Raw genomic sequence first — 22,624 nt, forward strand, 5'->3', positions numbered from 1 at the left:
TGACGGTGACGGCGGGAGTGCCCCGCAAACGGTGGGCGTACGTCATCCCGGTCGCGGTGGTCATGTACATGCTGGCCTACCTCGACCGCACGAACGTCGCGGTGATCCTGCCCTACATCGGCGACGACTTCCCGTTGTCCGCCAGCGCGAAGGGGCTGGCGAGCGGCATCTTCTTCGTCGGCTACCTCGTGCTGCAGATCCCCGCGGCGGTGCTGGCCGCCAAGTGGAGCGCCCGCAAGACGGTGCTGCTGCTGATGATCGCGTGGGCGTTCGCGGCCGTTCTGTGCGGTCTGGTGCGGAACGAAACCCAGCTGCACCTGGCGCGGCTGCTGCTCGGGCTGTTCGAAGGTGGTGTGTGGCCCGCGGTGCTGATCCTGCTGGCGTCGTGGTTCCCGCAGGCGGAGCGGGCGCGGGCGAACGCGTTGTGGATGACGTGCCTGCCGATCTCGGCGATCCTCATGTCGCCGCTGTCCGGGTTCATGCTCGACCACATGTCCTGGCGCTGGGTGTTCGTGCTCCAGGGCCTGCCACCCCTGCTGTGGGCGGTCGTCTGGTGGTTCGCGGTGGCGGACCGCCCGGCGCGGGCGCGGTGGATCTCCGCGGCGGAACGCGAGTACCTCGAAAGCACCCTGAAGGCCGAAGAGGACGCCAAACCGGCGTTCGCGAAGCAGGGCTACCGGCAGGCGCTGACGAACCGGCAGGTGCTGCTGCTGATCGGGATCTACTTCTTCTGGATCACGGGCTTCTACGGGTTCAGCTTGTGGCTGCCGTCGGTGGTGAAGACGATGACGGGCGGCTCGGCGACGTCCGTGGGCTTCCTGTCGGCCATCCCGTACGTCCTGGCGCTGGCCGGGATGGTCGCGTGCGCGCACTGGTCGGACCGGACCGGCAACCGGCGGCTCGCGGTCACGGTGCCGCTGCTCGTCGCGATCGCCGGGCTGCTGCTGGGCAACCTCGTGCACTGGCCACCGGTCGTCCAGCTGGTGCTGCTCTGCGTCGTGGCGACCGGCGTCTACATGCCGTACGGGCCGTTCTGGGCCATCCCCAGCCGGCTCCTCGGCATCGAGGTCGTCGCCGTGGCGATGGGCCTGATCAACGCCCTCGGCAACCTCGGCGGGTTCGCCGGGCCCTACCTGGTCGGCTGGCTCACCGACGTCACCGGCAGCGCGACCACCGGGTTCGTCGTACTGGCCGCGTTCCTCGCCGTGGCCGCCGGCCTGGCGTTCTTCGGGCTGAAACCCGTCCCCGCTGACGACTTGGAAGACTCGGCGCATGTCCCAGCCGCGACCAGGAACCCGTGACCGGCGCGCGATGCTGCTCGAAGCCGTCCGTGACGGCGCGGGCGGCATCGCCGAGCTGGCCGAGGAGTTCGGCGTCTCGGAGTCGACGATCCGCCGTGACCTCGCCTCGCTCGCCGGCGCGGGGCACGTCGTCCGCACCTACGGCGGCGCGCTCGACACCGAACGCAGCCCGCACGAGAAGGACCGCGAGCACGCGGCGGCGAAGGACGCCATCGCCCGGGAAGCCGCCGCGCTGGTGCGGGACGGTGAGGTCGTGCTGCTCGACGCCGGCACGACCACCGGCAGGCTGGCCCGCCACCTCGCCCACCGCGAGGGGCTGACCGTGGTGACCAACGGCGTCACCGCGATCCGCGAGCTCGCCGGCTTCGCCGGCATCGACCTCATCGTCCTCGGCGGCCGGGTGCGGCACCCCAACGAGGCGATCCTCGGCGAAAGCGTGCTGGCCCAGCTGCGGCACATCTCACCCGATCGGGTGTTCCTGGGTGCGGACGGCGTGGTCGCCGGCCGGGGGCTGTGCTGCCCGTCACTGGAGCAGTCGGTGGTCAAGCACGCGATGCTGCACGCGGGCGGCGAGGCGTACGTGCTGGCCGACCACTCCAAGCTGGACCAGGCCCCTTTTTCCTACTGGGCACCGCTGGACCGCGACTACCGGCTGATCACCGACGAACCCCGGGTCGACGTGACGCACCCGCGGTTCGCCGAGAGCGTGATCCTGGCCGGCAAGTCGGAAACTGTCGGTGGTGCCGCGCATCATGGACGACGTGGCCACTGACGTGCTCGACCTCTTCTCCCCCGCGACCCGCGACTGGTTCGCGGGGGCCTTCGCCGCGCCCACCGCGGCGCAGGAAGGAGCCTGGCGGGCCGCGCACGCGGGCGAGCACGCCCTGGTCGTGGCGCCGACCGGTTCCGGCAAGACCCTGTCCGCGTTCCTCTGGGCGCTGGACCGGCTCTCGGTGGAGCCGCCGCCGGCGGAAGCCACCAAGCGCTGCCGGATCCTCTACGTCTCGCCGCTGAAGGCCCTCGCGGTCGACGTCCAGCGGAACCTGCGCGCCCCGCTCGCGGGGATCTCGCAGGCGACCCGGCGGCTCGGGCTGCCGGTGCCCGAGATCGAGGTGGGCATGCGCACCGGCGACACCACCGCGGCCGAGCGCCGCACGTTCGGCAAGACCCCGCCGGACGTGCTGGTGACCACGCCGGAGTCGCTGTTCCTGATCCTCACGTCCTCGGCGCGGGAGTCCCTGCGCGGGGTCGAGACCGTGATCGTCGACGAGGTGCACGCGGTGGCCGGCGGCAAGCGCGGCGCGCACCTCGCGCTGTCGCTGGAGCGGCTGGATGCGCTGCTGCCGAAGCCGGCGCAGCGGATCGGCCTGTCGGCGACGGTCCGCCCGGTCGACGAGGTGAGCGCGTTCCTGGCCGGCGGTCGCCCGGTGCGCGTGGTCCAGCCGAAGCTGGCGAAGACCATCGAGGTCCGCGTCGAGGTCCCGGTCGAGGACATGAGCAACCTCGACGCCCCCCGCAGCGGTCCGGCGCCGAGCCCGCTCGACGCGCTGGAGTCGTTGAAGTCTCCGGACTCGCTGGAGTCGTTGGAGTCGCTGACCGAGGCGTTCCCGCCCGGAGGCATCGCGCCGGGCGGCCTGGGCACGCTCGAGGAGATGGCAGGCAACCCCGTGCAGCGGCCGTCGATCTGGCCGGCGGTCGAGGAACGGGTGCTGACCCTGATCCGCGCGCACCGCTCGACCATCGTGTTCGCCAACTCCCGGCGGCTCACCGAGCGGATGACCGCCCGCCTGAACGAACTGGCGGCGGAGCAGACCGAACTCACGCCGGCCGACGCGTTCCCGGCCGAAGCCGTCGGGCAGTCCGGGGTGACCACGGGCGCACCGCCGGTGATCGCCCGGGCGCACCACGGGTCGATGTCGCGGGAGCAGCGCACGCACGTCGAGGAGGACCTCAAGTCCGGGCGGCTGCCGTGCGTGGTGGCGACGTCCTCGCTGGAGCTGGGCATCGACATGGGCGCGGTCGACCTGGTGGTGCAGATCGAGGCGCCGCCGACGGTGGCGTCCGGGCTCCAGCGCGTCGGCCGGGCCGGGCACCAGGTCGGCGCGGTGTCGTCCGGGGTGATGTTCCCCAAGTTCCGGGGCGACCTCGTCTCCTGCGCGGTGGTCGCGGAACGGATGGCGAGCGGGGCGATCGAGGCGGTGCGCTACCCGCGCAACCCCCTGGACGTTCTGGCGCAGCACGTGGTCGCGATGGTGGCCTTGGAGCCGTGGACGGTGCCGGACCTCGCGGCGCTGGTGCGGCGGGCGGCGCCGTTCGCATCGCTGCCGGACGACGCGCTGCACGCGGTGCTCGACATGCTCGCGGGCCGGTACCCGAGCGAGGAGTTCGGCGAGCTGCGGGCGCGGATCACCTGGGACCGCATCAGCGGTGAGCTGCGCGGCCGGCCGGGATCGCAGCGGCTGGCCGTGACCTCGGGCGGCACCATCCCCGACCGCGGCCTGTTCACCGTGATGACCCCGGGCGCGGACGACAAGCCCGGCTCGCGCGTCGGCGAGTTCGACGAGGAGATGGTCTACGAGTCGCGGGTCGGCGACACCATCCTGCTGGGCACGTCCTCGTGGCGGATCACCGACATCACCCACGACCGGGTCATCGTGGTGCCCGCACCGGGCGAACCGGCGCGGATGCCGTTCTGGAAGGGCGACGCCCCGGGCCGTCCGCTGGAACTCGGCCGGGCGCTGGGCAAGTTCGTCCGCGAACTGTCCACTTCGGATGACCAGAAGGCGCGCGCGCGAGCCGAAGCGGCCGGGCTGGACGAGCGGGCGTGCGACAACCTCCTCACCTACCTCGCCGAGCAGAAGTCCGCCACGCGGCACGTGCCGAACGACCGGACGATCCTGCTGGAGCGCTACCGCGACGAGCTGGGCGACTGGCGGATCGTCGTGCACTCGCCGTTCGGCGCGCAGGTGAACGCGCCGTGGGCGCTGGCGATCGCCGCGCGGCTGCGGGAGAACCGCGGGGTCGACGCGCAGATCGCGCACTCCGACGACGGCATCGTGCTGCGGCTGCCGGACGCGCTGGACGCCGAAGGCGGTGACGTGACCATCGGCGCGGACGACATCCTGCTCGATCCCGAAGAGGTCGAGCAGCTGATCGTCGCCGAGGTCGGCGGCTCGGCCGTGTTCGCGGCGCGGTTCCGCGAGTGCGCGGCGCGGTCGCTCCTGCTGCCGCGCCGGGACCCGCGGCGCCGCACCCCGCTGTGGCAGCAGCGGCAACGCGCGTCGCAGCTGCTGTCGGTCGCGGCGAAGTACGAACGGTTCCCGGTCGTGCTGGAGGCGATGCGGGAGGTCCTACAGGACGTCTACGACGTGGGCGGCCTGCGTGAGCTGATGGCCGACGTCCGGGCGCGGAAGGTCCGGCTGGTGGAGGTCGAAACGCCGGCCCCGTCGCCGTTCGCGCGCAGCCTGCTCTTCGGCTACGTCGGGATGTTCCTGTACGAGACCGACGCGCCGCTGGCCGAGCGGCGGGCGGCCGCGCTGTCGCTGGATTCGGCGCTGCTGGCGGAGCTCCTCGGCACCGAGGCGATCCGCGAACTGCTCGATCCCGAGGCGGTCACCGAAGTCGAACGGTCGCTGCAGCGGCTCGAGCCCGACCGGCACGCGCGCTCGGCCGAAGACGCCGCCGACCTGCTGCGGTTCCTCGGCGACCTGACCGTCGAGGAGGCCGCCGAACGCGGGATCCAGGCGGAATGGCTCACCGAGCTGGAGTCGGCGCGCCGGGCGATCCGGGTCCGGATCGGCGGTACGGAACGGTTCCTGGCGATCGAGGACGCGGGCCGGGTCCGCGACGCGCTGGGCACCGCGCTGCCGGTGGGCGTGCCCGAAGCGTTCACCGAACCGGTCGCGGACCCGCTCGGCGACCTGCTGTCGCGCTACGCCCGGAGCCGGGGCCCGTTCGCCGCGGCGGCCGCGGCCGCGCGGTTCGGGCTCGGCACGGCGGTCGTCACCGGCGTCCTCGACCGGATGACCGGGGAAGGCCGCCTGGTGCGCGGCGAGCTGAGCCCGATCGGGCATCCGGACACGCACGGCGTGGGTGTCGAATACTGCGATTCCGCGGTCCTGCGGCGGCTGCGGCGGGCGTCGCTGGCGAAGCTGCGGGCCGAGGTGGAGCCGGTCGAACCGGCGGCGCTGGGCCGGTTCCTGCCGGCGTGGCACGGGTTCGGCGGGCGCGTCCGGACGGCACCGACGGCGGACGACGTGCTGTCGGTGGTCGAACAGCTCGCCGGGGCGCCGTTGCCGGCGAGCGCGGTGGAGTCGCTGATCCTGCCCGGGCGGCTGCCGGGCTACTCCCCCGCACTGCTGGACGAGCTGACGACCGCGGGCGAGGTCACGTGGGCGGGCTGCGGTGCGCTGTCCGGTGGGGACGGGTGGATCGCCCTCGCGCCCACGGACGTCGCCGATCTGCTGCTGCCGGAGGTCGTCGAGGACATCCCGACCGGCCCGCTGCACGACGCGCTCGTGTCCACTTTGGAGGGTGGCGCGCTGTTCTTCCGCCAGCTGGTGGACCGCGCGACCGTGCTGGTGGACAAGGCGCCGAACGACGCCGAAGTCGTGGCGGCGCTGTGGGACCTCGTGTGGGCCGGGCTGGTCACGGGCGACACGCTGGGACCATTGCGGGCCCAGGTCGCCGGGCACGGGGCGCACAAACCCCGGCGGCAGGCGCCCCGCGGCCGGTACGCGCGGCTGCGGGCGGGGCGGCCGCAGATGCCGTCGCGGTCCGGGCCACCGACCGTCGCCGGCCGGTGGGCGCTGACCCCGGTCCGCGAGACCGACGCGACCCGGCGGGCCCACGCGCGGACGGAGGCGTTCCTGGAGCGCCACGGCGTCCTGACCCGCGGCGCGCTGGACACCGAGCGCGTCACCGGCGGGTTTTCCGGGATCTACAAGGTGCTCCGCGGCATGGAGGACACCGGCCAGGTGATCCGCGGCTACGTCGTCGAAGGGCTGGGCGCGGCCCAGTTCGCGGCGAAGGGCGCGGTGGACCGGCTGCGCGCGCTGTCCGGCCCGGGCCGTCCGGCGCCCGGCCGCGCGGTGGTCCTGGCGGCAGCGGACCCGGCCCAGCCCTACGGCGCGGCCCTCCCCTGGCCGGCGGCGACCGGCGACACGAAACACCGTCCCGCCCGCAAGGCCGGCGCCCTGGCGGTGCTGGTGGACGGCGTGCCGGCGCTGTACGTCGAGCGAGGAGGCCGGTCACTGCTGAGCTTCACCGAGGATCGCCAACCCCTGTCGGAGGCGGCGCAGGCCTTGTCGGCGGCGGTGCGGGAGGGCTGGCTGGGCCAGCTGGCGGTCCAGCGCGCGGACGGCGAGCAGGCGTTGACGTCGGAACTGGCGGAAGTGCTCCGGGAGGCCGGTTTCCGGGCGACCCCCTCGGGTCTGCGCCTGCGAGCCTGAGGCTGTCGCTGTGCCGGGGGTCGGGAGTTGCCGATTCCCCGGCAGCCGGGTGCCGGGCTGGCCTAAGCTGCCAGTCCGACACGCACGAAGGATGTTCTGCTCATGGCGATGCGCGAACTGCGCTATTTCGGGGACCCGATCCTCAAGTCCGTCTGCGACCCGGTCACCGTGTTCGACGCGAAACTCGAGGCGCTGGTACGCGACCTGCTCGACTCGGTCAAGCCGGCGGGGCGAGCCGGGCTGGCGGCACCGCAGATCGGGGTCGGGCTGCGCGTTTTCAGCTACGACGTCGCCGGGCTGACCGGATACGTGATCAACCCCGAGATCGTCGAGCTGTCCGAGGAAACCCACGAGATCGACGAGGGCTGCCTGTCGGTGCCGGAGCTGTGGTTCCCCACGAAGCGGGCGAAGCACGCGAAGGTCCGGGGCGTGGACGTGCACAACGAGCCGATCGAGGTCGAAGGCGAGGACGTGCTGGCCCAGTGCCTGCAGCACGAAACCGACCACCTCGACGGCATTCTCTACCTGGACCGCCTCACCGCCGACCGCAAGAAGACGGCAATGCGCGAAGCGCGGGACAAAGACTGGTTCTGGAAGCGCTGACCCACCTCAGGCCGAGGCACAACCGCAGCCTGGCGCCGTTTCGCGGCGCAAGAAGGCGCCGAAGCACGGCCTTCCCGGCTCAAGCAGGCGCTGAACCGCCGTCCTCCCCTGCGCTGAACCAGCTCAAGCGGGCAGGAACAGCCGCAGCTTGGCGCCGTCCTCTACGCCGCGTTCCGTGCGCAAGCCCGCGCGGGCCGCGGTGCGGGGCATCACGTCGTCGCCGGCCAGGCAGTCCGCCGACAGCTCCGTGATGCCCTGCGCCTCCGCCAGCACCGCGAGCCGGGCCAGGAGTGCCGTGCCGATGCCCTGCTGCTGCCAGTCGTCCTCCACCAAGAGGGAGATCTCGGCTCCCCCGGACGCCACCGGGATGAGCTGCGCCAAGCCGATCACCTCGCGGCCGAAGACTGCCAGCACGCTGGTACCGCGCGGGGGCACCAGCAGCCGGTGCAGCCAGCGGCGCGGCACCGTCCGCACTCCTGTGTGATAGCGGCGGAAGAGCGTCGCCATGGAGCAGCGTCGGTGCAGGCCGGACACCGCGTCGGCGTCGCCGGGGACGCCCTTGCGCAGGACGATCGCGGCGCCGTCCGGGCGGTCGAGCACGATCGGCCCGGCGACGTTCCGGCTCGCCGCGGTGAGCAGCGCCACCAGCGCTTCGGCGCGCGTCAGCTCCAGCTGCACGAACGGCGCCCACTGGCGGCGCGCCACGAGCGCGCTGCCACCGCCCAGCTCGAACACCGCCCGGTGCCCGCTCTCGGTGCGGACCGGGTTGGCCTCGGCGGCGGGGACGAGCGTCACGACATCGGCGGCCAGCACATCCTTCAGCACGTCGGCGAGGCGGGCCGGGTCGTCGATCGCACGGCGGGCCGCGAGCAGCGTCGACGCGGACGGGTCGACCAGCTCGTGGACGTCGGCGTCGATGATCGCGGTGCATTCGCAGCCCTCGGCGCGGATGGCGTCGACCAGGTGGCGCCGCGGCAGGCCGGTCGCGGGGCGGAGCACGATCTCGTCGAGCACTCCGCCGGGCACCGGCAGCACGGACAGGCCGAGGATGTTGCACTCGAGGTCGGCGAGCCGGATGGCGATGCGGGCGAGGGTGCCCGGGTGGTCGTGCATCCGGATCCGCACCCGCCACGCGGACGGGGTGGCGGGCTCCTCGACGACGGCCGTCCGGCTCTGCTGGGGCAACGCTCTGGAGGTCTCCATGCCGTCCACAGTCCCGCGCGGTTGTTGCCGCCCCAGGACGCCGGTGTTTCGCGCAGGTCAGCGTTCGCGGCGGCCGGGCAACCCGGGCGAAACACGCCTAGCGCCTCCCGCATCGGGCGACGGGACCCGCATCACGAGGCCCAGGCCGCCCAGCACCGGGCATTGGCCGGGCCGCGCACCGATCGAGCCACGGATGCCGTCGGCGAGCCGGCCGAGATGACCCGCGCAAACGAACGCAGCGCACACCGCGCCACGGATGCCGCCGGGGCGCGGGATCCCGCCCCCGAGAACGCGCACCGGCCGCCGGGTCACCGCGGGGTCAGCACGCAGAACTCGTTGCCCTCCAAATCCGTCAGCACGCGCCACGGCAACGATGCACCACCCGGATCTGCCGGCGTCGCCCCCGCTGCCACGACCTCGGCCACCGCCGCCGCGTGGTCGGTGCCCGCCGGGGGTGCGATGTCCAGGTGCAGCCGGTTCTTGACCCGCTTCACGTCGGCGTTGCGGAGGAACTCCAGCCACGGCCCGCGGCCCGACGGTGCACGCAGGCCGACCAGGGCGTCACCCTGCCGGGACTGGATCGGCCACCCCGTGATCCGCGTCCAGAAGTCCGCCAGGGCCGCCGGGTCGTGGGCGTCGACCAGGATCGATGCCACCGCGCCCGACTCCGCGTACTGCTCCCGGGGCTCGAGGGCGCAGAACTCGTTGCCCTCCGGATCCGCCAGCACCACCCACGGCACCGCGCCCTGCCCGAGGTCGACCCGGCGCCCGCCCAGCTCCAGGGCGCGTTCGACCAGGGAGGCCTGGTGCTCGGCCGTCGTGCTCGCCAGGTCCAGGTGGATCCGGTTCTTCACCTCCTTGGGCTCGGGCACCGGGACGAAGACCAGGTCCAGGTCCCAGCCGTCGGTCTCCGGGGCGCGGACGTCGACCTCCTCCGGCGTCTCCGCCGCGACGCGCCAGCCGAGGAGCGCGGCCCAGAAGTCCGCCACGACCCTCGGCCGCGCCGCGTCGATCACCAGGTTCACCAGGCGCGTGTCCATGCGCCGCAGGCTAACCGCCACCCCCGACAGTTCCGGTTCGGCTTCCCCACCGGCCGGTTCATCGGGTCGCGAGCCGCAGCAGCGCCCAGAGCTGGGCGGCCTGGTCGTGCACGCCCCGCACGGTCACCGCGGTCAGGGACGCCCGGCCCCAGAGCCACAGGTAGAGCCGCCCGGGTTCGGCCGTGACGACGTCGTCCGCGGCCTCGGCCTCCTCGGCCGAACAGCGCCAGGCCTCCGTGGTCTCGGGTCCGGCCCGCGCGATCCAGCTGTGGGCGCCGGCGCGCACACCGACCGAGCCCGCCTTCGTGCCGGTCAGGCCCAGCATCGGCAGCTTCTGGCCGAACCACAGGGTGAGGGCCTCGTCGATGCCGTCGAGCGCGATGTCTTCGGAGATCCCGCGCGAATCCGCTCCCGCCGCCTGCTCGACGTCGACGCGGTGGATCACCGTCTCGTGCAGCATCCGCCGCCGCCAGAACCCATACGTCGGATCGGCCGGCCACCAGGTGTCGGCGCGTTCCTCCGGGTCGTGCGCGGCCAGCTCGTCGAGCAGTCCGGCGAGGCCCGTCTCCAGGAACTGCGCCAGGCTCTGGCCCGGTTCGGGGTCGCGCTGCCAGTCTTCGGGGCCGCGGCCGTCGGTCAGGCGGCGCCGGACCATCCGGTAGAGGCTCCCGACGTGCCGGGCCACCTCGCCGAGCGACCAGCCCGGGCAGGCGGGCACGGGCGCCTCGAGGGGCGCCGCGTGCACCGCTTCGGCCAGTGTCCTGCCTTCGATCCCCAACGCCGTGAGCAGCCGTCCCGGGTCGACCAGGCCGTGCTCACGCGACATGGGCTTCCCCGGTGATCGGCAGGCCGTGCACGAGGCGGCGGACCAGCTCCAGGAACGGCGTGGCGGTGCGCACCAGCTCGGCGGCCGATTCGCCGGTGACCTTGCCGGTGATCCCGGCCTGCGCGGCGGCGCGGGTGGCCGAGTTGCTCGCGAAGAAGGCGGACCACTCCCGCAGCTCGGGGGCGACGGAGTCGAGCAGCACCCAGGTGCTGGCCGGCCGCGCGCGCCCCCGGTGCGGCCGCCCCCGGGCGGCGAGCACCGCGGCGGCGCCGCGCAGGGCCGCGAGGTAGGCGCCGATGAACCGTTCGGCGGGGTTGGTTTCCCGTTCGGCCTCGGCGAGCCCGCGCCGAGCCTGCGCGAGCAGACCGGCCGCCGCCGGCGGGGCAGGCGGGCGAAGCGGCATGGAGAGCTGCTGGTGCTCGACGACGGGAGGCCGCGGCATCGGCGCTTGCGACCGCCGGGCGTCCGCGGCGGACTGGCGCGGCGACAGGGGCAGCTGCGGCTGCCGATGGTCCGCGACGGGCGCACGCTTCGGCAGCTGGGACCTCTCGGCTTCCGCGGCGGACGAGCGCGGCGGCATCGGCGCCTCGGGCTGCCCAGCTCCTGAGGTGGCCGAGCGCGGCGGCATCGGCAGCTGAGACTGCGCGGCTTCCGCGGCGGCCGAGCGCATCGGCATCGGCACCTGAAGCTGCCCGGCATCGGCTGGGCGAAGGGAGGCCGGCGACTCGGCTTCGGCCGTGGCGGTGGGCGGGCGCAGGGGCATCGGGAGCTCGGCCTGCACGGCTTCCGCGTCGGCCGCCGGCGTCGACCGGGGGCGCTGGGGCACCCGCCGCTCGGGTTCGGGCGTTGCGGTCGGCGGGCGCAGCGTCATGGGCAGCTGTGGCTGCCCGGGATCCGTGGGGGACACGACCTTGACGGACATGACGACCCTCCTCCTGCGCGGGGTGAGCCCGATCGGGGGCCCGGTGCCGTGGCGCTTCCCCCGCCCCGGTACCGGGCACCTGACCGGTGCGCGCTCACCAGATGTCGAACGTCTGTTCGAACAATTTCCAGAGTAACCCCGGACCCGGCGTCCGCTCAACCCCAGGGGTGGAATCCCGCGGGACACCGGTCCGGTGGCGTGATCTCATAAGGCTCATGAGTTCGCTGGACCACCCCGCCGTCGCCAAGGTGGCGGCCGCGCTGGCCGAGGCCGGGCAGCACGCCGCCGCCGAGGGCATCCGCGTGCTGCCCGCCGAGGTCCGGACCGCCGCTCAGGCGGCCGACGCACTCGGCGTGCCCGTGGGGGCCATCGCCAACAGCCTCATCTTCCGCCTGGGGTCCGACAAAAACGCGCTCCTCGCCCTGACCTCCGGCGCCCACCGCGCCGACCCGGCCACCCTCGCCCGCCTGGCCGGGCACGAAATCGGCGGTGAAATCGGCAAGGCCGACGCCGATTTCGTGCGGGCGCACACCGGGCAGCCGATCGGCGGCGTCGCGCCGGTGGGGCACCCGCGGCCGCTGCCCACGCTCGTCGACACCGCCCTGCGCGCCCACGACGTCGTGTGGGCCGCGGCCGGGCACCCGAAGACCGTCTTCCCCACCACGTTCGCGGACCTGGTGGCCTTGACCGGGGGCACCCCGGGCGCGCTCGGCGGCGCGGAGGAAGATGGACAGCCGTGACCGCGATGCCCGCCGGCTGCTCCCGCTACGTCCAGCTCTCCGCGGACGAGTTCCGCGCACGCCTGCCCGAAGCCCTCGACATCTACGTCCGGGCGATGCGGTACCCGGCGGGCACCGCCGAGCAGCGCGCGCCGATGTGGCTCACCCACGCCCTGCGTGAGGGCTGGCGCTGCATGGCCGCCCTCGACGCCGACGACGTCCTGCTCGGGCTGGCCTACGGCTACCGCGGCCGGGCCGGGCAGTGGTGGCACGAGCAGGTGCGCCACGGCCTGAGCCGCCGGTCCGGGCCCGCCGAGGCCGACCGCTGGCTGTCGGACTACTTCGAGCTGACGGAGATCCACGTCCGGCCGGAGAACCAGGGCCACCAGATCGGCGAGGACCTGCTGCGCGGCCTCCTGGAGGGCGTGCCGAGCGCGAACGTGCTGCTGTCGACGCCCGAGGGCACCAGCCGGGCGTGGAAGCTCTACCGCCGCACCGGCTTCGTCGACGTCCTGCGCGACTACCACTTCGCCGGCGACCCGCGGCCGTTCGCGATCCTCGGGCGGGCGCTGCCCCTCGAGCCGCGCTGAGGGGCAGCGCCGTGGTTCACCTCGGCTCGGGCCGCCAGTAACCGACCGCCAGCGCCGCGACCAGAACGGCCGCGCCGCACCACGCGGCGCCGCTCAGCCGCTCGCCGAACAGCACCGCGGACAGCACCGCCGCCGTCAGCGGTTCCAGGACCGCCGACAGCGCGCCCAGCACGGGGTGCGCGTCCGCCAGCCCGCGCAGGTACGCGGCGTAGGCGAGCGCGGTCGGGACGGCGCCCAGGTAGCAGGCCACCGCGAGGACGTCCGCGTGCAGCGGGAGCGCCATGCCGGACCAGCTCGCGAGCGGCGTGAGCAGCAGGCCGCCGGTCAGGCAGCCGAACGCCGTCGTGGGCAGCGGCTCCAGCCCCTCGACCGGCTTCGCGGTGAGCAGCGTCAACATCGCGAAGCCGGCCGCCGCGAGCAGCGCGAAGCCGAGGCCGCCGACCGAAGTCGCTTCGCCCGGTGACCACTGGAGCAGCGCCAGTCCGGCGAGGGTGCCGGCCACGGAGACGAGCGTCCAGGGGCCCGGTTTCCGCCGCCCGGCGAGGGTGACCACGACGGGGGCGGCGCCGATCGTGGTCATCGTCGCGATGCTGACCGAGCTGAGCGCGACGGCGGCGAAGTAGCTCGCCTGGAACAGCGCGAACAGCCCGCCGACGGCGAGGATCCGCCTGACCGCCGCGCGGGTGCGCGGAAGGGTGCCCCCGTTCAGGAGGACGAACAGGGTCGCGAACCCGCCGCCGACGAGCAGCCGGTAGGCGGCGACGGCGATCGGGTGGAGACCGGTGAGTGCGCCGAGCAGTGAGCCGGCGAGACCGCCGGTGCCCCAGAGGACACCGGCGAAGACGAGCGCGGCCGAAGAACGGGCGCGCGTGGGCAAAGACACCAAGAGAACGCTCCTGCGTCGAAGGGATCGGGAGTTCGACGACGCGGGGCGGTGCGCACGAAAGTCAGCCGCGGGCCCTGGAGGCCACGCGGCGAAGGACCACCCCGCTCAGGCGCGGGGCGGCGGGGTGACGAAGAGGATTCGTCGCATGAGGTGAACCTACCGATGCGCCTCGGGTGAGGGCGACGGGTTTTCCCGCGGGGTGGACGGGCGCAGGCCTCAGGACTTCTTCCCGCGACCTCCGCCCGCTCGGGCTCAGGACTTCCGTCCCCAGAAGGCGCGCACCACTTCGGCGAAGGCGCGCAAACCTTCCGGGCCGCGTTTCTTCGCGATGTACGCGCACACCGGCAACGCGGCGACGAAACACGCCGCGAGGCAAAGGACCACGTAGAGGGGGGCGGCCACCCAGGAACCGAGACTCAACTTGACCTCACCGATCGCGCCATCGGTCCCGGTACCGATGGTGGGGTTGAAGTCGTCTTCGGTTGTGGTGTCTGGTGTCCTTCGGCGGCGGTCCGGGTCCGCCCGGTCGCCTTCGGCCGTCTGGACCCGCTTGGTGACAAGCCGCGCACGGGGTGCGCTCCGGACCCTCCGTCGTGATTCTAACCTCCGGGCGCGGAATCGAGAACGCCTCAGTCCAGGTGCGCCAGCTGCTCCCGGAGCGTGTCCAGCCCCATGCCGCCCAGCTTCAAGGCCTCCGTGTGGAACCGCTTGATGTCGAACGCCGCTCCCGCGCGAGCCTGCGCTTCCGACCGGGCCGCCAGCCAGAGGCGCTCGCCGATCTTGTACGCCGGGGCCTGGCCGGGCCAGCCCAGGTACCGGTCGATCTCGTCGCGGATGTGGGCCTGGTCGGTGATCGTGCGGGTCAGCATGAACTCCAGCCCCAGCTCCGGCGTCCAGCGGGAGCCCTCGTGGAAGCCCGTACCGGCCGGGATCGGCAGCTCCAGGTGCATGCCGAGGTCGACGACCACCCGGGCGGCGCGGAACAGCTGCTCCGACAGCATGCCCAGCAGGTCGCCGTCGTCGGCGAGGTAGCCCAGTTCCTCCATCAGGCGCTCCGAATAGAGGGCCCAGCCCTCCGCGTGGCCCGACGTGAACGCCATCATCCGCTGGTACTTGTTCAGCGCGTCCGACTGGTCCACCGCCGTCGCGATCTGGAGGTGGTGGCCCGGCGCTCCCTCGTGGTAGACCGTGCTCGTTTCGCGCCAGGTGACGAACTCGTCGCGGCCGGCGGGCAGGGACCACCACATCCGGCCCGGGCGGCTGAAGTCCTCGCTCGGACCCGTGTAGTACGCGCCGACGCCGCCACCCGGCGGGGCGATCTTGCACTCCAGCGCCATCACGCGGTCGGAGATGTCGAAGTGCTTGCCGCGCAGCGACTCCAGCGCGTCGTCGGACAGCCGCTGCATCCACGCTTCGAACTCGGCGCGGCCCCGGACGCGGTAGCGCGGGTCGGCGTCCAGCACCGCCGCGGCTTCCGCCGGGGTCGAGCCCGCCTTGATCCGGTTCGCGACCGCGCGCATCTCGGACTCGATCCGGGCGAACTCCGCCCAGCCCCACTCGTAGGCCTCGTGCAGGTCCAGCGCGGCACCGACGAAGTACCGCGACCACAGGCGGTAGACGTCCTCGCCGACGGCGTCCTTGACCGGGGCCTTCGGCGCCAGCTCGGCCCGCAGGAACCCGGCGAACTCCGCGAACGCCTCCTCGGCGGCCCGCGCACCATGGGCGAGATCCGCCTTCAGCGCTTCGCCCTGCGAAGACGCTCCGCCGACGAGCTCGGTGAAGTAGCCCGTCTCGTCCTTCAGGCCCGCCCACGTCTCACACTGCTCCGCCACCTTCGCGACCTGCCGCAGCGCCGCGACGCGCCCCGCGTCGGACGCGGTGAGGAGGCCGCTGCGGACGCCCGCCAGGGCCTGGGGCACCTCGCCGATCCGGGCCGCGACGACCGACCAGTCCTGCTCGGTGTCGAGCGGCATCAGGTCGAACGCCATCCGCAGCTCCTGCACCGGGCTGGAGATGACGTTGAGGCTCGCGACGTCGAGGCCGGCTTCGTGGATTTCCAGTTCCAGGCCGATCCGCTCGGTGAACACGGCCTTGGCGGACCGCTCGGCGGCGTTCCGCGGCTCCGCGGCGGTGACGGCGGCGTGCGCCCGCGCGGCCAGTTCGGCGCGCTCGGCGTAGCCGGCCGCCGAGTAGTCGGTCAGCCGGTGGTCGTGCCCGTTGATGCCGTGGGCGGTCGCCGAGACCGGGTCGGCGGCCGCGTAGTCGTCGACGTAGCGGTCGCAGATCCCGTGCACGTCGCCGGAAGCAGAGGAAGCCATGGCCGCACGCTACCGGTCCACCGGTGCCGGGTGGTACGGACTTCGGTCGGGGGCCCGGCAGAGCTCCCGGCCCGGGGCGAAGCCCCGGTGTCACGGCCTTACGTACGGGCCGGGACCAGCCCGAGCCGCGCGATGACCTCGCGCGTGGCCTTCGACCGGTTGAACGTGTAGAAGTGCAGGTTCGGCACGCCCTCGGCGATCAGCCGCTCGCACAGCTCCGTGATGACGTCGATGCCCGCCGCGCGGAACGCCTTGGCGTCGTCGGCGAGCGGTTCGAGCCGGTCGAGCAGCTTCCGCGGCGCCGGGGCGCCGGACAGCTTGATCGTCGTCTGCAGCGTCCGCAGCGTCGTCAGGGGCATGACGCCGGGCAGCACCGGGACGTCGCAGCCGGTCGCGGCCACCCGGTCGCGCAGCCGCAGGAAGTCCTCGGCGTCGTGGAACAGCTGCGCGATCGCGAAGTCCGCGCCCGCCTGGAGCTTGCGGACCAGGTACCTGGTGTCGGTTTCGAGGTCGGGCGAGCGCGGGTGGCCGTAGGTGGACGCCGAGACGCCGACGCAGAAGTCGCCCAGCTCGCGGACGAGCTGCACGAGCTCCTCGGCGTACATCAGGCCCTGCGGGTGCGGGATCCAGTCGCCGTAGACGTCGCCCGGCGGGTCGCCGCGCAGCGCGAGGATGTTGCGGACGCCGACCGAGGCGTACCAGCCGATCACGTTGCGCAGCTCGGCGACGGAGTGGTTGACCGCGGTCAGGTGCGCCATCGGCACCAGCGTCGTCTCGGTCGCGACGCGGGCGATGCTGCGGATCGTGCCGTCGCGGCTGGAACCGCCGGCCCCGTAGGTGATCGACATGTAGGCCGGGTCGTACGGCTCGAGCTCCCGGATGGCCTTCCACAGGACGGCCTCGTCCGCCGTGTCCCGGGGTGGGAAGAACTCGATGGAGAACTTCGGCCCGTCTCCTCGCAACCGCTCGATCACCGACGTCATATCCGAATGTTAAGGGCCGACGCCCGGCATGCGGGAGCCCCCGTCCGCGTCGCGAGACAGTCATTCGAGTCACCTTCGAGCGGGTCCGGCGGATTAGACTGGACCCGCACCACGGGGAGTGAGCGATGAGGTACGACGACGCGAGCTGGGACGAGGACGTGCGCCTCGCCGTCTACCACGCCTTCGCCGACCGCGGCCGCGCGCCGACCGCGCCGGAGCTGGCCGACGCCGCGGGCGGGTCGCTGGCCGTCGCGAAGCAGGCGCTGCACCGCCTCGCCGCCGCCCACCACCTGGTGCTCGACGAGTGCGAACACGTCGTCCTGGCGCACCCGTTCGCCGCGAAGTCGCTCGGCTTCTCCGTGATGGGCTCGCACACGCTGTGGTGGGGCGGCTGCGCGTGGGACTCCTTCGCCATCCCGCACCTGGTCGAGGACGAGCCGGAGGTGCTCGTCGCGACCCGCTGCCCGGGCTGCGGGCAGCCGCACGCGCTGGTGGTGAACCGGACCGAGCCGCCCGTCGGCACGCAGGTGGCCCACTTCCTCGTGCCCGCCGCGCGGATGTGGGACGACGTGCTGGACACGTGCGGGAACCAGCGGCTCTTCTGCTGCGAGTCCTGTGTGGACGCCTGGCTGGCGGAAACCGGCCGGGACAAGGGGTACGTGATGGACCTCGTCACGCTCTGGCGGCTCGCGCGCGGGTGGTACGAGGGCAGGCTCGAGCGCGGCTACCGGCGGCGCGAGCCGGACAGCGCGGCCGCCTACTTCGCCGAGGCGGGCCTGACCGGCCCGTTCTGGGCCGCCCCGGCCAGAGTCTGATTCGCCACATCGGGGTGCCCCGGCGGCCCCCGCGCCCGCGGGTTCCGCGAGTATTACGGGCATGAACGCGCCCGTTTCCGACGCCGATCTGCCCGCCAACGTCGAGCGTTCGCTGGCCGGGTTCCTCGGCCGGGCGAGCGCGGAAATCGTCGAGACCGAGCCGACCGTGGCCGCCGGGATCGACGCGCTGAGCGGGTTCGTGCTGACCGGTGGCAAGCGCCTGCGCCCGACGTTCGCCTGGTGGGGCTGGCGCGGCGCGGGCGGCGACCCGGCGGGCCCGGACGCCGAGGGCGTGCTGCAGGCGGTGTCCAGCCTCGAGCTGATCCAGGCGTGCGCGCTGATCCACGACGACCTGATCGACTCCTCCGACTCCCGCCGCGGCTTCCCGACGGTGCACATCGCGGGCGCGAAGCTGCACGCCGACCAGGGCTGGCTGGGCTCCCCCGCGACGTTCGGCCTGGCCACCGCGGTGCTCGTCGGCGACCTGGCGCTGGCCTGGGCCGACGACATGTTCGCCGACGCGCCGCTGCCGGCCGCCACGCTCGCCGCGGCCCGCCCGGCCTGGCGCGCGATGCGCACCGAGGTGCTCGCCGGGCAGTACCTCGACGTCCGCACGCAGGCCACCGGCGACGCCTCCCCCGAGGCCGCGCTGAAGATCGACCGGCTCAAGACCGCCGCCTACACCGTGCAGCGGCCGCTGCACCTGGGCGCCGCGCTCGGCGGCGCCTCCCCCGAGCTGATCGCCACGCTGCTGGAGTTCGGCGGCGAGGTCGGCGTCGCCTTCCAGCTGCGCGACGACCTGCTGGGCGTGTTCGGCGACCCGTCGGTCACCGGCAAGCCCGCCGGGGACGACCTGCGCGAGGGCAAGCGCACGCTGCTCGTCGCGCTCGGCCTGCAGCTGGCCGCCGAGAAGGGCGAGCAGGCCGCGGCCACCGTCATCGCGGATGCGATCGGCGACGCGGACCTCTCGGACGAGGGCGTGGAGACCGTCCGGATGGCGCTGCAGCAGGTCGGCGCGGTCGACGCCGTCGAGCGGCGGATCGACGAGCTGACGACGGCGGCGATGGCCGCGCTCGAGCGCGCGCACCTGGCCGAGCCGGCGCCCGCCGCGCTGACCGGGCTGGTCGTCAAGGCCACCCAGCGGACGTACTGACGTGCGGCGGAACAGCAGGTCCATCGGACCGGCCGACCACGTCGTCGTCATCGGGGCCGGGCTGGCCGGGCTTTCGGCGACCCTGCACCTGCTCGGCGCGGGACGGCGGGTCACGCTCCTGGACCAGGCGGACGTCCCGGGCGGCCGCGCCGGGCAGCAGACCTTCGACGGCAACGCCGTGGACACCGGCGCGAGCGTGCTCACCATGCCCGAGCTGCTGGAAGAGGCGTTCGCCGCGGTCGGCGAGCCGCTGGCCAAGAACCTGCGGCTGACCCGGCTCGACCCGGCGTACCGGGCCCGGTTCGCCGACGGCTCGGAGCTGGCGCTGCGCACCGACGGCGACGCGATGGAGGCCGAGATCCGGGCCTTCGCCGGCGCTCGCGAAGCGGTGGGCTACCGGGCGCTGCGGCGCTGGCTGACCGAGCTCTACGCCGTGCAGAAGGACCACTTCCTCGCCGCGAACTTCGACTCGCCGCTCGACCTGGCGCGGCCCGAGCTGGCGAAGCTCGCCGCGCTGGGCGGGTTCGGCCGGCTCGGCCCGCGCATCGGCCGCTACCTGCTCGACGAGCGCGTCCGGCGGCTCTTCTCGTTCCAGGCGCTCTACGCGGGCCTCGACCCGGCCCGGGCGATCGGCGCGTACGGCGTCATCGCCTACATGGACACCGTCGGCGGCGTCTACTACCCCGAAGGCGGGATGGGCGAGATCGGCCGGGCGATGACCGGCGCCGCCGCGCGGGCGGGCGCCGACGTGCGCTTCGGCACCGAAGCCGCCTGGCTCGAGCGGGTCTCGTCACGCGTGCGGGCGGTCCGGACGCGCTCGGGCGAGCGCATCGCGTGCGACGCCGTCGTGCTGGCGACCGAGCTGAGCACGGCGTACCGGCTCCTCGGGGCGCGGCCCCGGCGGCCGGTGCCGCTGCGCTACTCGCCGTCCGCCGTCGTCCTGCACGGCCGGACGGGGAAGGCGTGGGACCTCGGGCACCACACGATCTTCTTCGGCGACGCCTGGGAGCGGACGTTCGCCGAGATCATCCGCGAGGGAAAGCTGATGAGCGACCCGTCGTTGCTGGTCACGCGGCCGACGGCGACCGACCCCGGGCTGGCCGGGCGCGGCGGCGAGATCGTCTCCGTGCTCGCGCCCGCGCCGAACCTGCGTCGCGGGCCGATCGACTGGGAACGTGTCCGCGGGCCGTACCGCGAAGAGCTGCTTCGCACGCTCGAGGCGCGCGGGCTGACCGGGTTCGGCGACGAGTTCGGCGTCGACGAGACGATCACCCCGGCGGACTGGGCGGCGCGCGGGCTCGCGGCCGGGACGCCGTTCTCGCTGGCGCACACGTTCGCGCAGACCGGCCCGTTCCGGCCGGCGAACCTGGTCCGCGCGGCGGGCAACGTCGTGCTGGCCGGCTGCGGCACCACCCCCGGTGTCGGCATCCCGCCGGTGCTCATCTCCGGACGGCTGGCGGCGGAAAGGATCACCGGCCGGTGAACGAACTCGACGCGGCGGGCATCCTCTCGCCGGAGCTGCGGGCCGCGTACACCGAGTGCCGCCGCATCAACGCGCACTACGGGCGCACGTTCTTCCTCGCCACGCGATTGCTGCCCGCCCGGGCCCGCCCGGCCGCGCACACGCTGTACGGGTTCGCGCGGATGGCCGACGAACTGGTCGACAACCCCGAGCCGGGCACCGACCCCGGGGTCGCCCTGGACCGGGTCGCCGCGCTCGTCGACGTCGTGTTCGACGGCGGCTCGCCGGCCGATCCGGTGCTCGCGGCGCTGGCCGACACCGTGCGGCGCTACGACCTCTCGCGTGAGTTGTTCGACGCGTTCCTGAAGTCGATGCGGATGGACCTTTCGCCGGTCGAGTACGCGACGTTCGCCGAGCTCGGCGAGTACATGTACGGCTCGGCCGCGGTGATCGGGCTGCAGATGCTGCCGGTGTTCGGCACGGTGGGCGCCTTGGCCGACGCCTCGCCGGGCGCGATCGCGCTCGGCGAGGCGTTCCAGCTGACGAACTTCCTGCGCGACGTCGGCGAGGACCTCGACCGCGGCCGGCTCTACCTGCCGACCTCGGAGCTGGCGGCCTTCGGCGTCTCGCGCTCGCTGCTGGAGGCGCGGCGACCCGATCCGCGGATCCGCGCGGCGCTGGCGTACTTCGTCGCGCGGACGCGGGCGGTGTACCGGCGGGCCGAGGCCGGGGTCCCGTTGCTGCGTCCCGAATCGCGGCCGTGCGTGCGGACGGCGCTGACGCTGTACGAGGGGATCCTCGACGAGATCGTCGCGCTGGACTACGACGTCCTGACCCGGCGGGCGGTGGTGCCGAAGCGGCGGAGGCTGGTAGTCGCACTACCACCCTTGGCCGCGGTCTGGGCGCGCGAGACGTTCCGCGGCGGTCGTAGGCTGCGATCATGACCGAACGACGCATCCGGATCGGCCTGCAGCTCCAGCCGCAGCACGCCGACTACGACACCATCCGGCGCACCGCGTCGGCCGCCGAGGACCTCGGCGCCGACATCGTCTTCAACTGGGACCACTTCTACCCGCTCTACGGCGACCCGGACGGCATGCACTTCGAGTGCTGGACGATGCTCGGCGCGTGGGCGGAGTCGACGTCCCGGGTGGAGATCGGCGCGCTCGTCACCTGCAACAGCTACCGCAACCCCGAGCTGCTGGCCGACATGGCCCGCACGGTGGACCACATCTCCGGCGGGCGGCTCATCCTCGGCATCGGCTCGGGCTGGTTCGAGAAGGACTACGACGAGTACGGCTACGAGTTCGGCACCGCGGGCGGCCGCCTCGACAACCTCGCGGAGTCCCTCCCCCGGATCGAAAGCAGGCTCGGCAAGCTGAACCCGGCGCCGACCCGCAAGATCCCGGTCCTCATCGGCGGCGGCGGCGAGAAGAAGACCCTCAAGCTGGTGGCCAAGCACGGCGACATCTGGCACGGCTTCGGCGACCCGGAGGTCGTCGAGCGCAAGGTGAAGATCCTCGACCAGCACTGCGCGGACGTCGGCCGCGACCCGGGCGAGATCGAGCGCTCGTGCGGCGTCCAGGGCTCGCCGGACGAGCTGGGCCCGAAGCTGCTGGACCTGGGCGTCACGACGTTCACCGTCGGCGTCGGCGGCCCGGACTACGACCTCAGTGCGCTCGAGTCGTGGATCGCCTGGCGGGACAAGACCCAGGGCTGACGCTTCACCCTCGCGCCCCTCGCCCCCGGTGCGCGGCGACCCGCTCCCGCGTCGCGCACCGGGACGAACAGTACTTCCGGGGGCTGCCTCCCCCCGTGTGGGCGAACGGCTTCCCGCACGACGGGGACGCGCACAGCCCGCCCGGCACGTCCTGGCGTTCGGCCAGCAGCGACGCCAGCCCCAGCGCCGACGACGTCACCAGCCACGCGCCCCACGGCCCGTCGTCCGCCGCATCCACGTGCAGGTGCCAGCCGTAGCCCTCTTCGTGGTCCGTCAGGCGCGGCGGCCCCGCGTACGCGGCGAACAACGCGTTGAGCACCGAAGCCGCCGAAGCGACGTCGGGCGCCGCGAAGACTTCACGCAGCTCCAGCGCCGCTGAGCGCAGCTCCGAGACGTCCTCCGGGGACAGCGAGACGTCCGGTTCGCCGTGGTCGCGCAGCACCTGCGCCACCGAAGCCGGGTCGGGGGACGGCACCAGCAGCACGACCAACAACTCGACTGCGCGCTGCACGGAATCCCGGTGCGGAAAAGCCATACCCCACTGTAACGTCTTGCCAGTGATAAGACGTTACCTGGCCGGGGCCACGCTCGCCCGGACCGGCGACGAGCTGTCCGGGCCCGCACTGCTGCTGC

General features: G+C 73.5%; 20 protein-coding genes. 11 read left to right on the forward strand and 9 right to left on the reverse strand.

Translation table 11 applies throughout. The features are described 5' to 3' along the window. The first annotated feature begins 17 nt into the window (after positions 1–17). From ACH54P_RS17225 to def, 4 genes are all read left to right on the forward strand, one after another. Complete coding sequence (locus ACH54P_RS17225) at positions 18–1,301, forward strand: MFS transporter (protein ID WP_489913904.1); 1,284 nt, start codon at positions 18–20, stop codon at positions 1,299–1,301. Then, positions 1,273–2,073, forward strand: coding sequence for a DeoR/GlpR family DNA-binding transcription regulator (locus tag ACH54P_RS17230; RefSeq protein WP_489913906.1), 801 nt, complete (start codon positions 1,273–1,275; stop codon positions 2,071–2,073). The genes ACH54P_RS17225 and ACH54P_RS17230 overlap by 29 nt, the downstream gene beginning before the upstream one ends. Continuing rightward, positions 2,054–6,751 (forward strand): DEAD/DEAH box helicase, encoded by a 4,698-nt coding sequence (locus ACH54P_RS17235; protein ID WP_489916476.1) that lies wholly within the window; start codon positions 2,054–2,056, stop codon positions 6,749–6,751. The genes ACH54P_RS17230 and ACH54P_RS17235 overlap by 20 nt, the downstream gene beginning before the upstream one ends. 102 nt (positions 6,752–6,853) lie before the next feature. Then, positions 6,854–7,354, forward strand: a complete 501-nt coding sequence (gene def, locus ACH54P_RS17240; protein WP_489913908.1) for a peptide deformylase — start codon at positions 6,854–6,856, stop codon at positions 7,352–7,354. Between the two features lie 123 nt (positions 7,355–7,477). Here the strand turns inward: def and ACH54P_RS17245 are convergent, their stop codons facing one another. From ACH54P_RS17245 to ACH54P_RS17260, 4 genes are all read right to left on the reverse strand, one after another. Continuing rightward, entirely contained in the window at positions 7,478–8,539 is a 1,062-nt protein-coding gene (locus tag ACH54P_RS17245) for a GNAT family N-acetyltransferase (RefSeq protein WP_489916478.1), read from the reverse strand. Positions 8,540–8,865: 326 nt separating this feature from the next. Continuing rightward, a complete protein-coding gene (locus ACH54P_RS17250) occupies positions 8,866–9,597 on the reverse strand; it encodes a VOC family protein (RefSeq protein ID WP_489913910.1) in 732 nt (243 codons plus the stop codon). A gap of 58 nt (positions 9,598–9,655) precedes the next feature. After that, the gene (locus ACH54P_RS17255; RefSeq protein WP_489913912.1) at positions 9,656–10,423 is read right to left on the reverse strand and encodes a maleylpyruvate isomerase family mycothiol-dependent enzyme; all 768 of its coding nucleotides are present in this window, start codon (positions 10,421–10,423) and stop codon (positions 9,656–9,658) included. Next, entirely contained in the window at positions 10,413–11,345 is a 933-nt protein-coding gene (locus tag ACH54P_RS17260; RefSeq protein ID WP_489913914.1) for an SAV_6107 family HEPN domain-containing protein, read from the reverse strand. The genes ACH54P_RS17255 and ACH54P_RS17260 overlap by 11 nt, the downstream gene beginning before the upstream one ends. 215 nt (positions 11,346–11,560) lie before the next feature. On the opposite strand from ACH54P_RS17260, the gene ACH54P_RS17265 reads away from it, so the two are divergent. After that, on the forward strand, positions 11,561–12,085 hold the full coding sequence (locus ACH54P_RS17265; protein ID WP_489913916.1) for a YbaK/EbsC family protein: 525 nt from the start codon (positions 11,561–11,563) through the stop codon (positions 12,083–12,085). Further along, on the forward strand, positions 12,082–12,654 hold the full coding sequence (locus ACH54P_RS17270) for a GNAT family N-acetyltransferase (protein WP_489913918.1): 573 nt from the start codon (positions 12,082–12,084) through the stop codon (positions 12,652–12,654). The genes ACH54P_RS17265 and ACH54P_RS17270 overlap by 4 nt, the downstream gene beginning before the upstream one ends. A gap of 16 nt (positions 12,655–12,670) precedes the next feature. On the opposite strand, the gene ACH54P_RS17275 is transcribed toward ACH54P_RS17270, so the two are convergent. From ACH54P_RS17275 to ACH54P_RS17290, 4 genes are all read right to left on the reverse strand, one after another. Further along, positions 12,671–13,540, reverse strand: coding sequence for a DMT family transporter (locus tag ACH54P_RS17275; protein ID WP_489913920.1), 870 nt, complete (start codon positions 13,538–13,540; stop codon positions 12,671–12,673). Between the two features lie 252 nt (positions 13,541–13,792). Beyond that, positions 13,793–13,942 carry a hypothetical protein gene (locus ACH54P_RS17280; protein WP_489913922.1) on the reverse strand — a complete coding sequence of 50 codons (150 nt, stop codon included), beginning with the start codon at positions 13,940–13,942 and terminating at the stop codon, positions 13,793–13,795. A gap of 227 nt (positions 13,943–14,169) precedes the next feature. Further along, positions 14,170–15,858, reverse strand: a complete 1,689-nt coding sequence (locus ACH54P_RS17285; protein WP_489913924.1) for a DUF885 domain-containing protein — start codon at positions 15,856–15,858, stop codon at positions 14,170–14,172. Between the two features lie 98 nt (positions 15,859–15,956). Continuing rightward, positions 15,957–16,841 (reverse strand): methylenetetrahydrofolate reductase, encoded by an 885-nt coding sequence (locus ACH54P_RS17290; RefSeq protein WP_489913926.1) that lies wholly within the window; start codon positions 16,839–16,841, stop codon positions 15,957–15,959. A 125-nt stretch (positions 16,842–16,966) separates the two neighbouring features. Between ACH54P_RS17290 and merB the strand changes: the two genes are divergently transcribed. From merB to ACH54P_RS17315, 5 genes are all read left to right on the forward strand, one after another. Then, positions 16,967–17,656, forward strand: coding sequence for an organomercurial lyase (merB, locus tag ACH54P_RS17295; protein WP_489913928.1), 690 nt, complete (start codon positions 16,967–16,969; stop codon positions 17,654–17,656). Between the two features lie 61 nt (positions 17,657–17,717). Continuing rightward, entirely contained in the window at positions 17,718–18,809 is a 1,092-nt protein-coding gene (locus ACH54P_RS17300; protein WP_489913930.1) for a polyprenyl synthetase family protein, read from the forward strand. A 1-nt stretch (position 18,810) separates the two neighbouring features. Then, positions 18,811–20,292: a phytoene desaturase family protein gene (gene crtI / locus ACH54P_RS17305; protein ID WP_489913932.1), complete on the forward strand. Its 1,482-nt coding sequence runs from the start codon at positions 18,811–18,813 to the stop codon at positions 20,290–20,292. Then, positions 20,289–21,215, forward strand: coding sequence for a phytoene/squalene synthase family protein (locus tag ACH54P_RS17310; RefSeq protein WP_489913934.1), 927 nt, complete (start codon positions 20,289–20,291; stop codon positions 21,213–21,215). Before crtI ends, ACH54P_RS17310 begins: the two co-directional genes overlap by 4 nt. After that, positions 21,212–21,991, forward strand: a complete 780-nt coding sequence (locus ACH54P_RS17315; RefSeq protein ID WP_489913936.1) for an LLM class F420-dependent oxidoreductase — start codon at positions 21,212–21,214, stop codon at positions 21,989–21,991. Before ACH54P_RS17310 ends, ACH54P_RS17315 begins: the two co-directional genes overlap by 4 nt. Before the next feature lie 4 nt (positions 21,992–21,995). Here ACH54P_RS17315 and ACH54P_RS17320 read toward each other — a convergent pair whose 3' ends face one another. Then, entirely contained in the window at positions 21,996–22,526 is a 531-nt protein-coding gene (locus ACH54P_RS17320) for a CGNR zinc finger domain-containing protein (RefSeq protein WP_489913938.1), read from the reverse strand. Between the last annotated feature and the right edge of the window lie 98 nt (positions 22,527–22,624).

The sequence above is a fragment of the Amycolatopsis sp. N2S4-7 genome (assembly GCF_058119595.1).

Coding starts and splice junctions, on each gene's coding strand:
- ACH54P_RS17265 (WP_489913916.1), top strand. CDS start 11,561: ATGAGTTCGCTGGACCACCCCGCCGTCGCCAAGGTGGCGGCCGCGCTG.
- ACH54P_RS17260 (WP_489913914.1), bottom strand. CDS start 11,345: ATGTCCGTCAAGGTCGTGTCCCCCACGGATCCCGGGCAGCCACAGCTG.
- ACH54P_RS17235 (WP_489916476.1), top strand. CDS start 2,054: ATGGACGACGTGGCCACTGACGTGCTCGACCTCTTCTCCCCCGCGACC.
- ACH54P_RS17255 (WP_489913912.1), bottom strand. CDS start 10,423: ATGTCGCGTGAGCACGGCCTGGTCGACCCGGGACGGCTGCTCACGGCG.
- ACH54P_RS17320 (WP_489913938.1), bottom strand. CDS start 22,526: ATGGCTTTTCCGCACCGGGATTCCGTGCAGCGCGCAGTCGAGTTGTTG.
- ACH54P_RS17285 (WP_489913924.1), bottom strand. CDS start 15,858: ATGGCTTCCTCTGCTTCCGGCGACGTGCACGGGATCTGCGACCGCTAC.
- ACH54P_RS17290 (WP_489913926.1), bottom strand. CDS start 16,841: ATGACGTCGGTGATCGAGCGGTTGCGAGGAGACGGGCCGAAGTTCTCC.
- merB (WP_489913928.1), top strand. CDS start 16,967: ATGAGGTACGACGACGCGAGCTGGGACGAGGACGTGCGCCTCGCCGTC.
- def (WP_489913908.1), top strand. CDS start 6,854: ATGGCGATGCGCGAACTGCGCTATTTCGGGGACCCGATCCTCAAGTCC.
- ACH54P_RS17315 (WP_489913936.1), top strand. CDS start 21,212: ATGACCGAACGACGCATCCGGATCGGCCTGCAGCTCCAGCCGCAGCAC.
- ACH54P_RS17300 (WP_489913930.1), top strand. CDS start 17,718: ATGAACGCGCCCGTTTCCGACGCCGATCTGCCCGCCAACGTCGAGCGT.
- ACH54P_RS17250 (WP_489913910.1), bottom strand. CDS start 9,597: ATGGACACGCGCCTGGTGAACCTGGTGATCGACGCGGCGCGGCCGAGG.
- ACH54P_RS17230 (WP_489913906.1), top strand. CDS start 1,273: ATGTCCCAGCCGCGACCAGGAACCCGTGACCGGCGCGCGATGCTGCTC.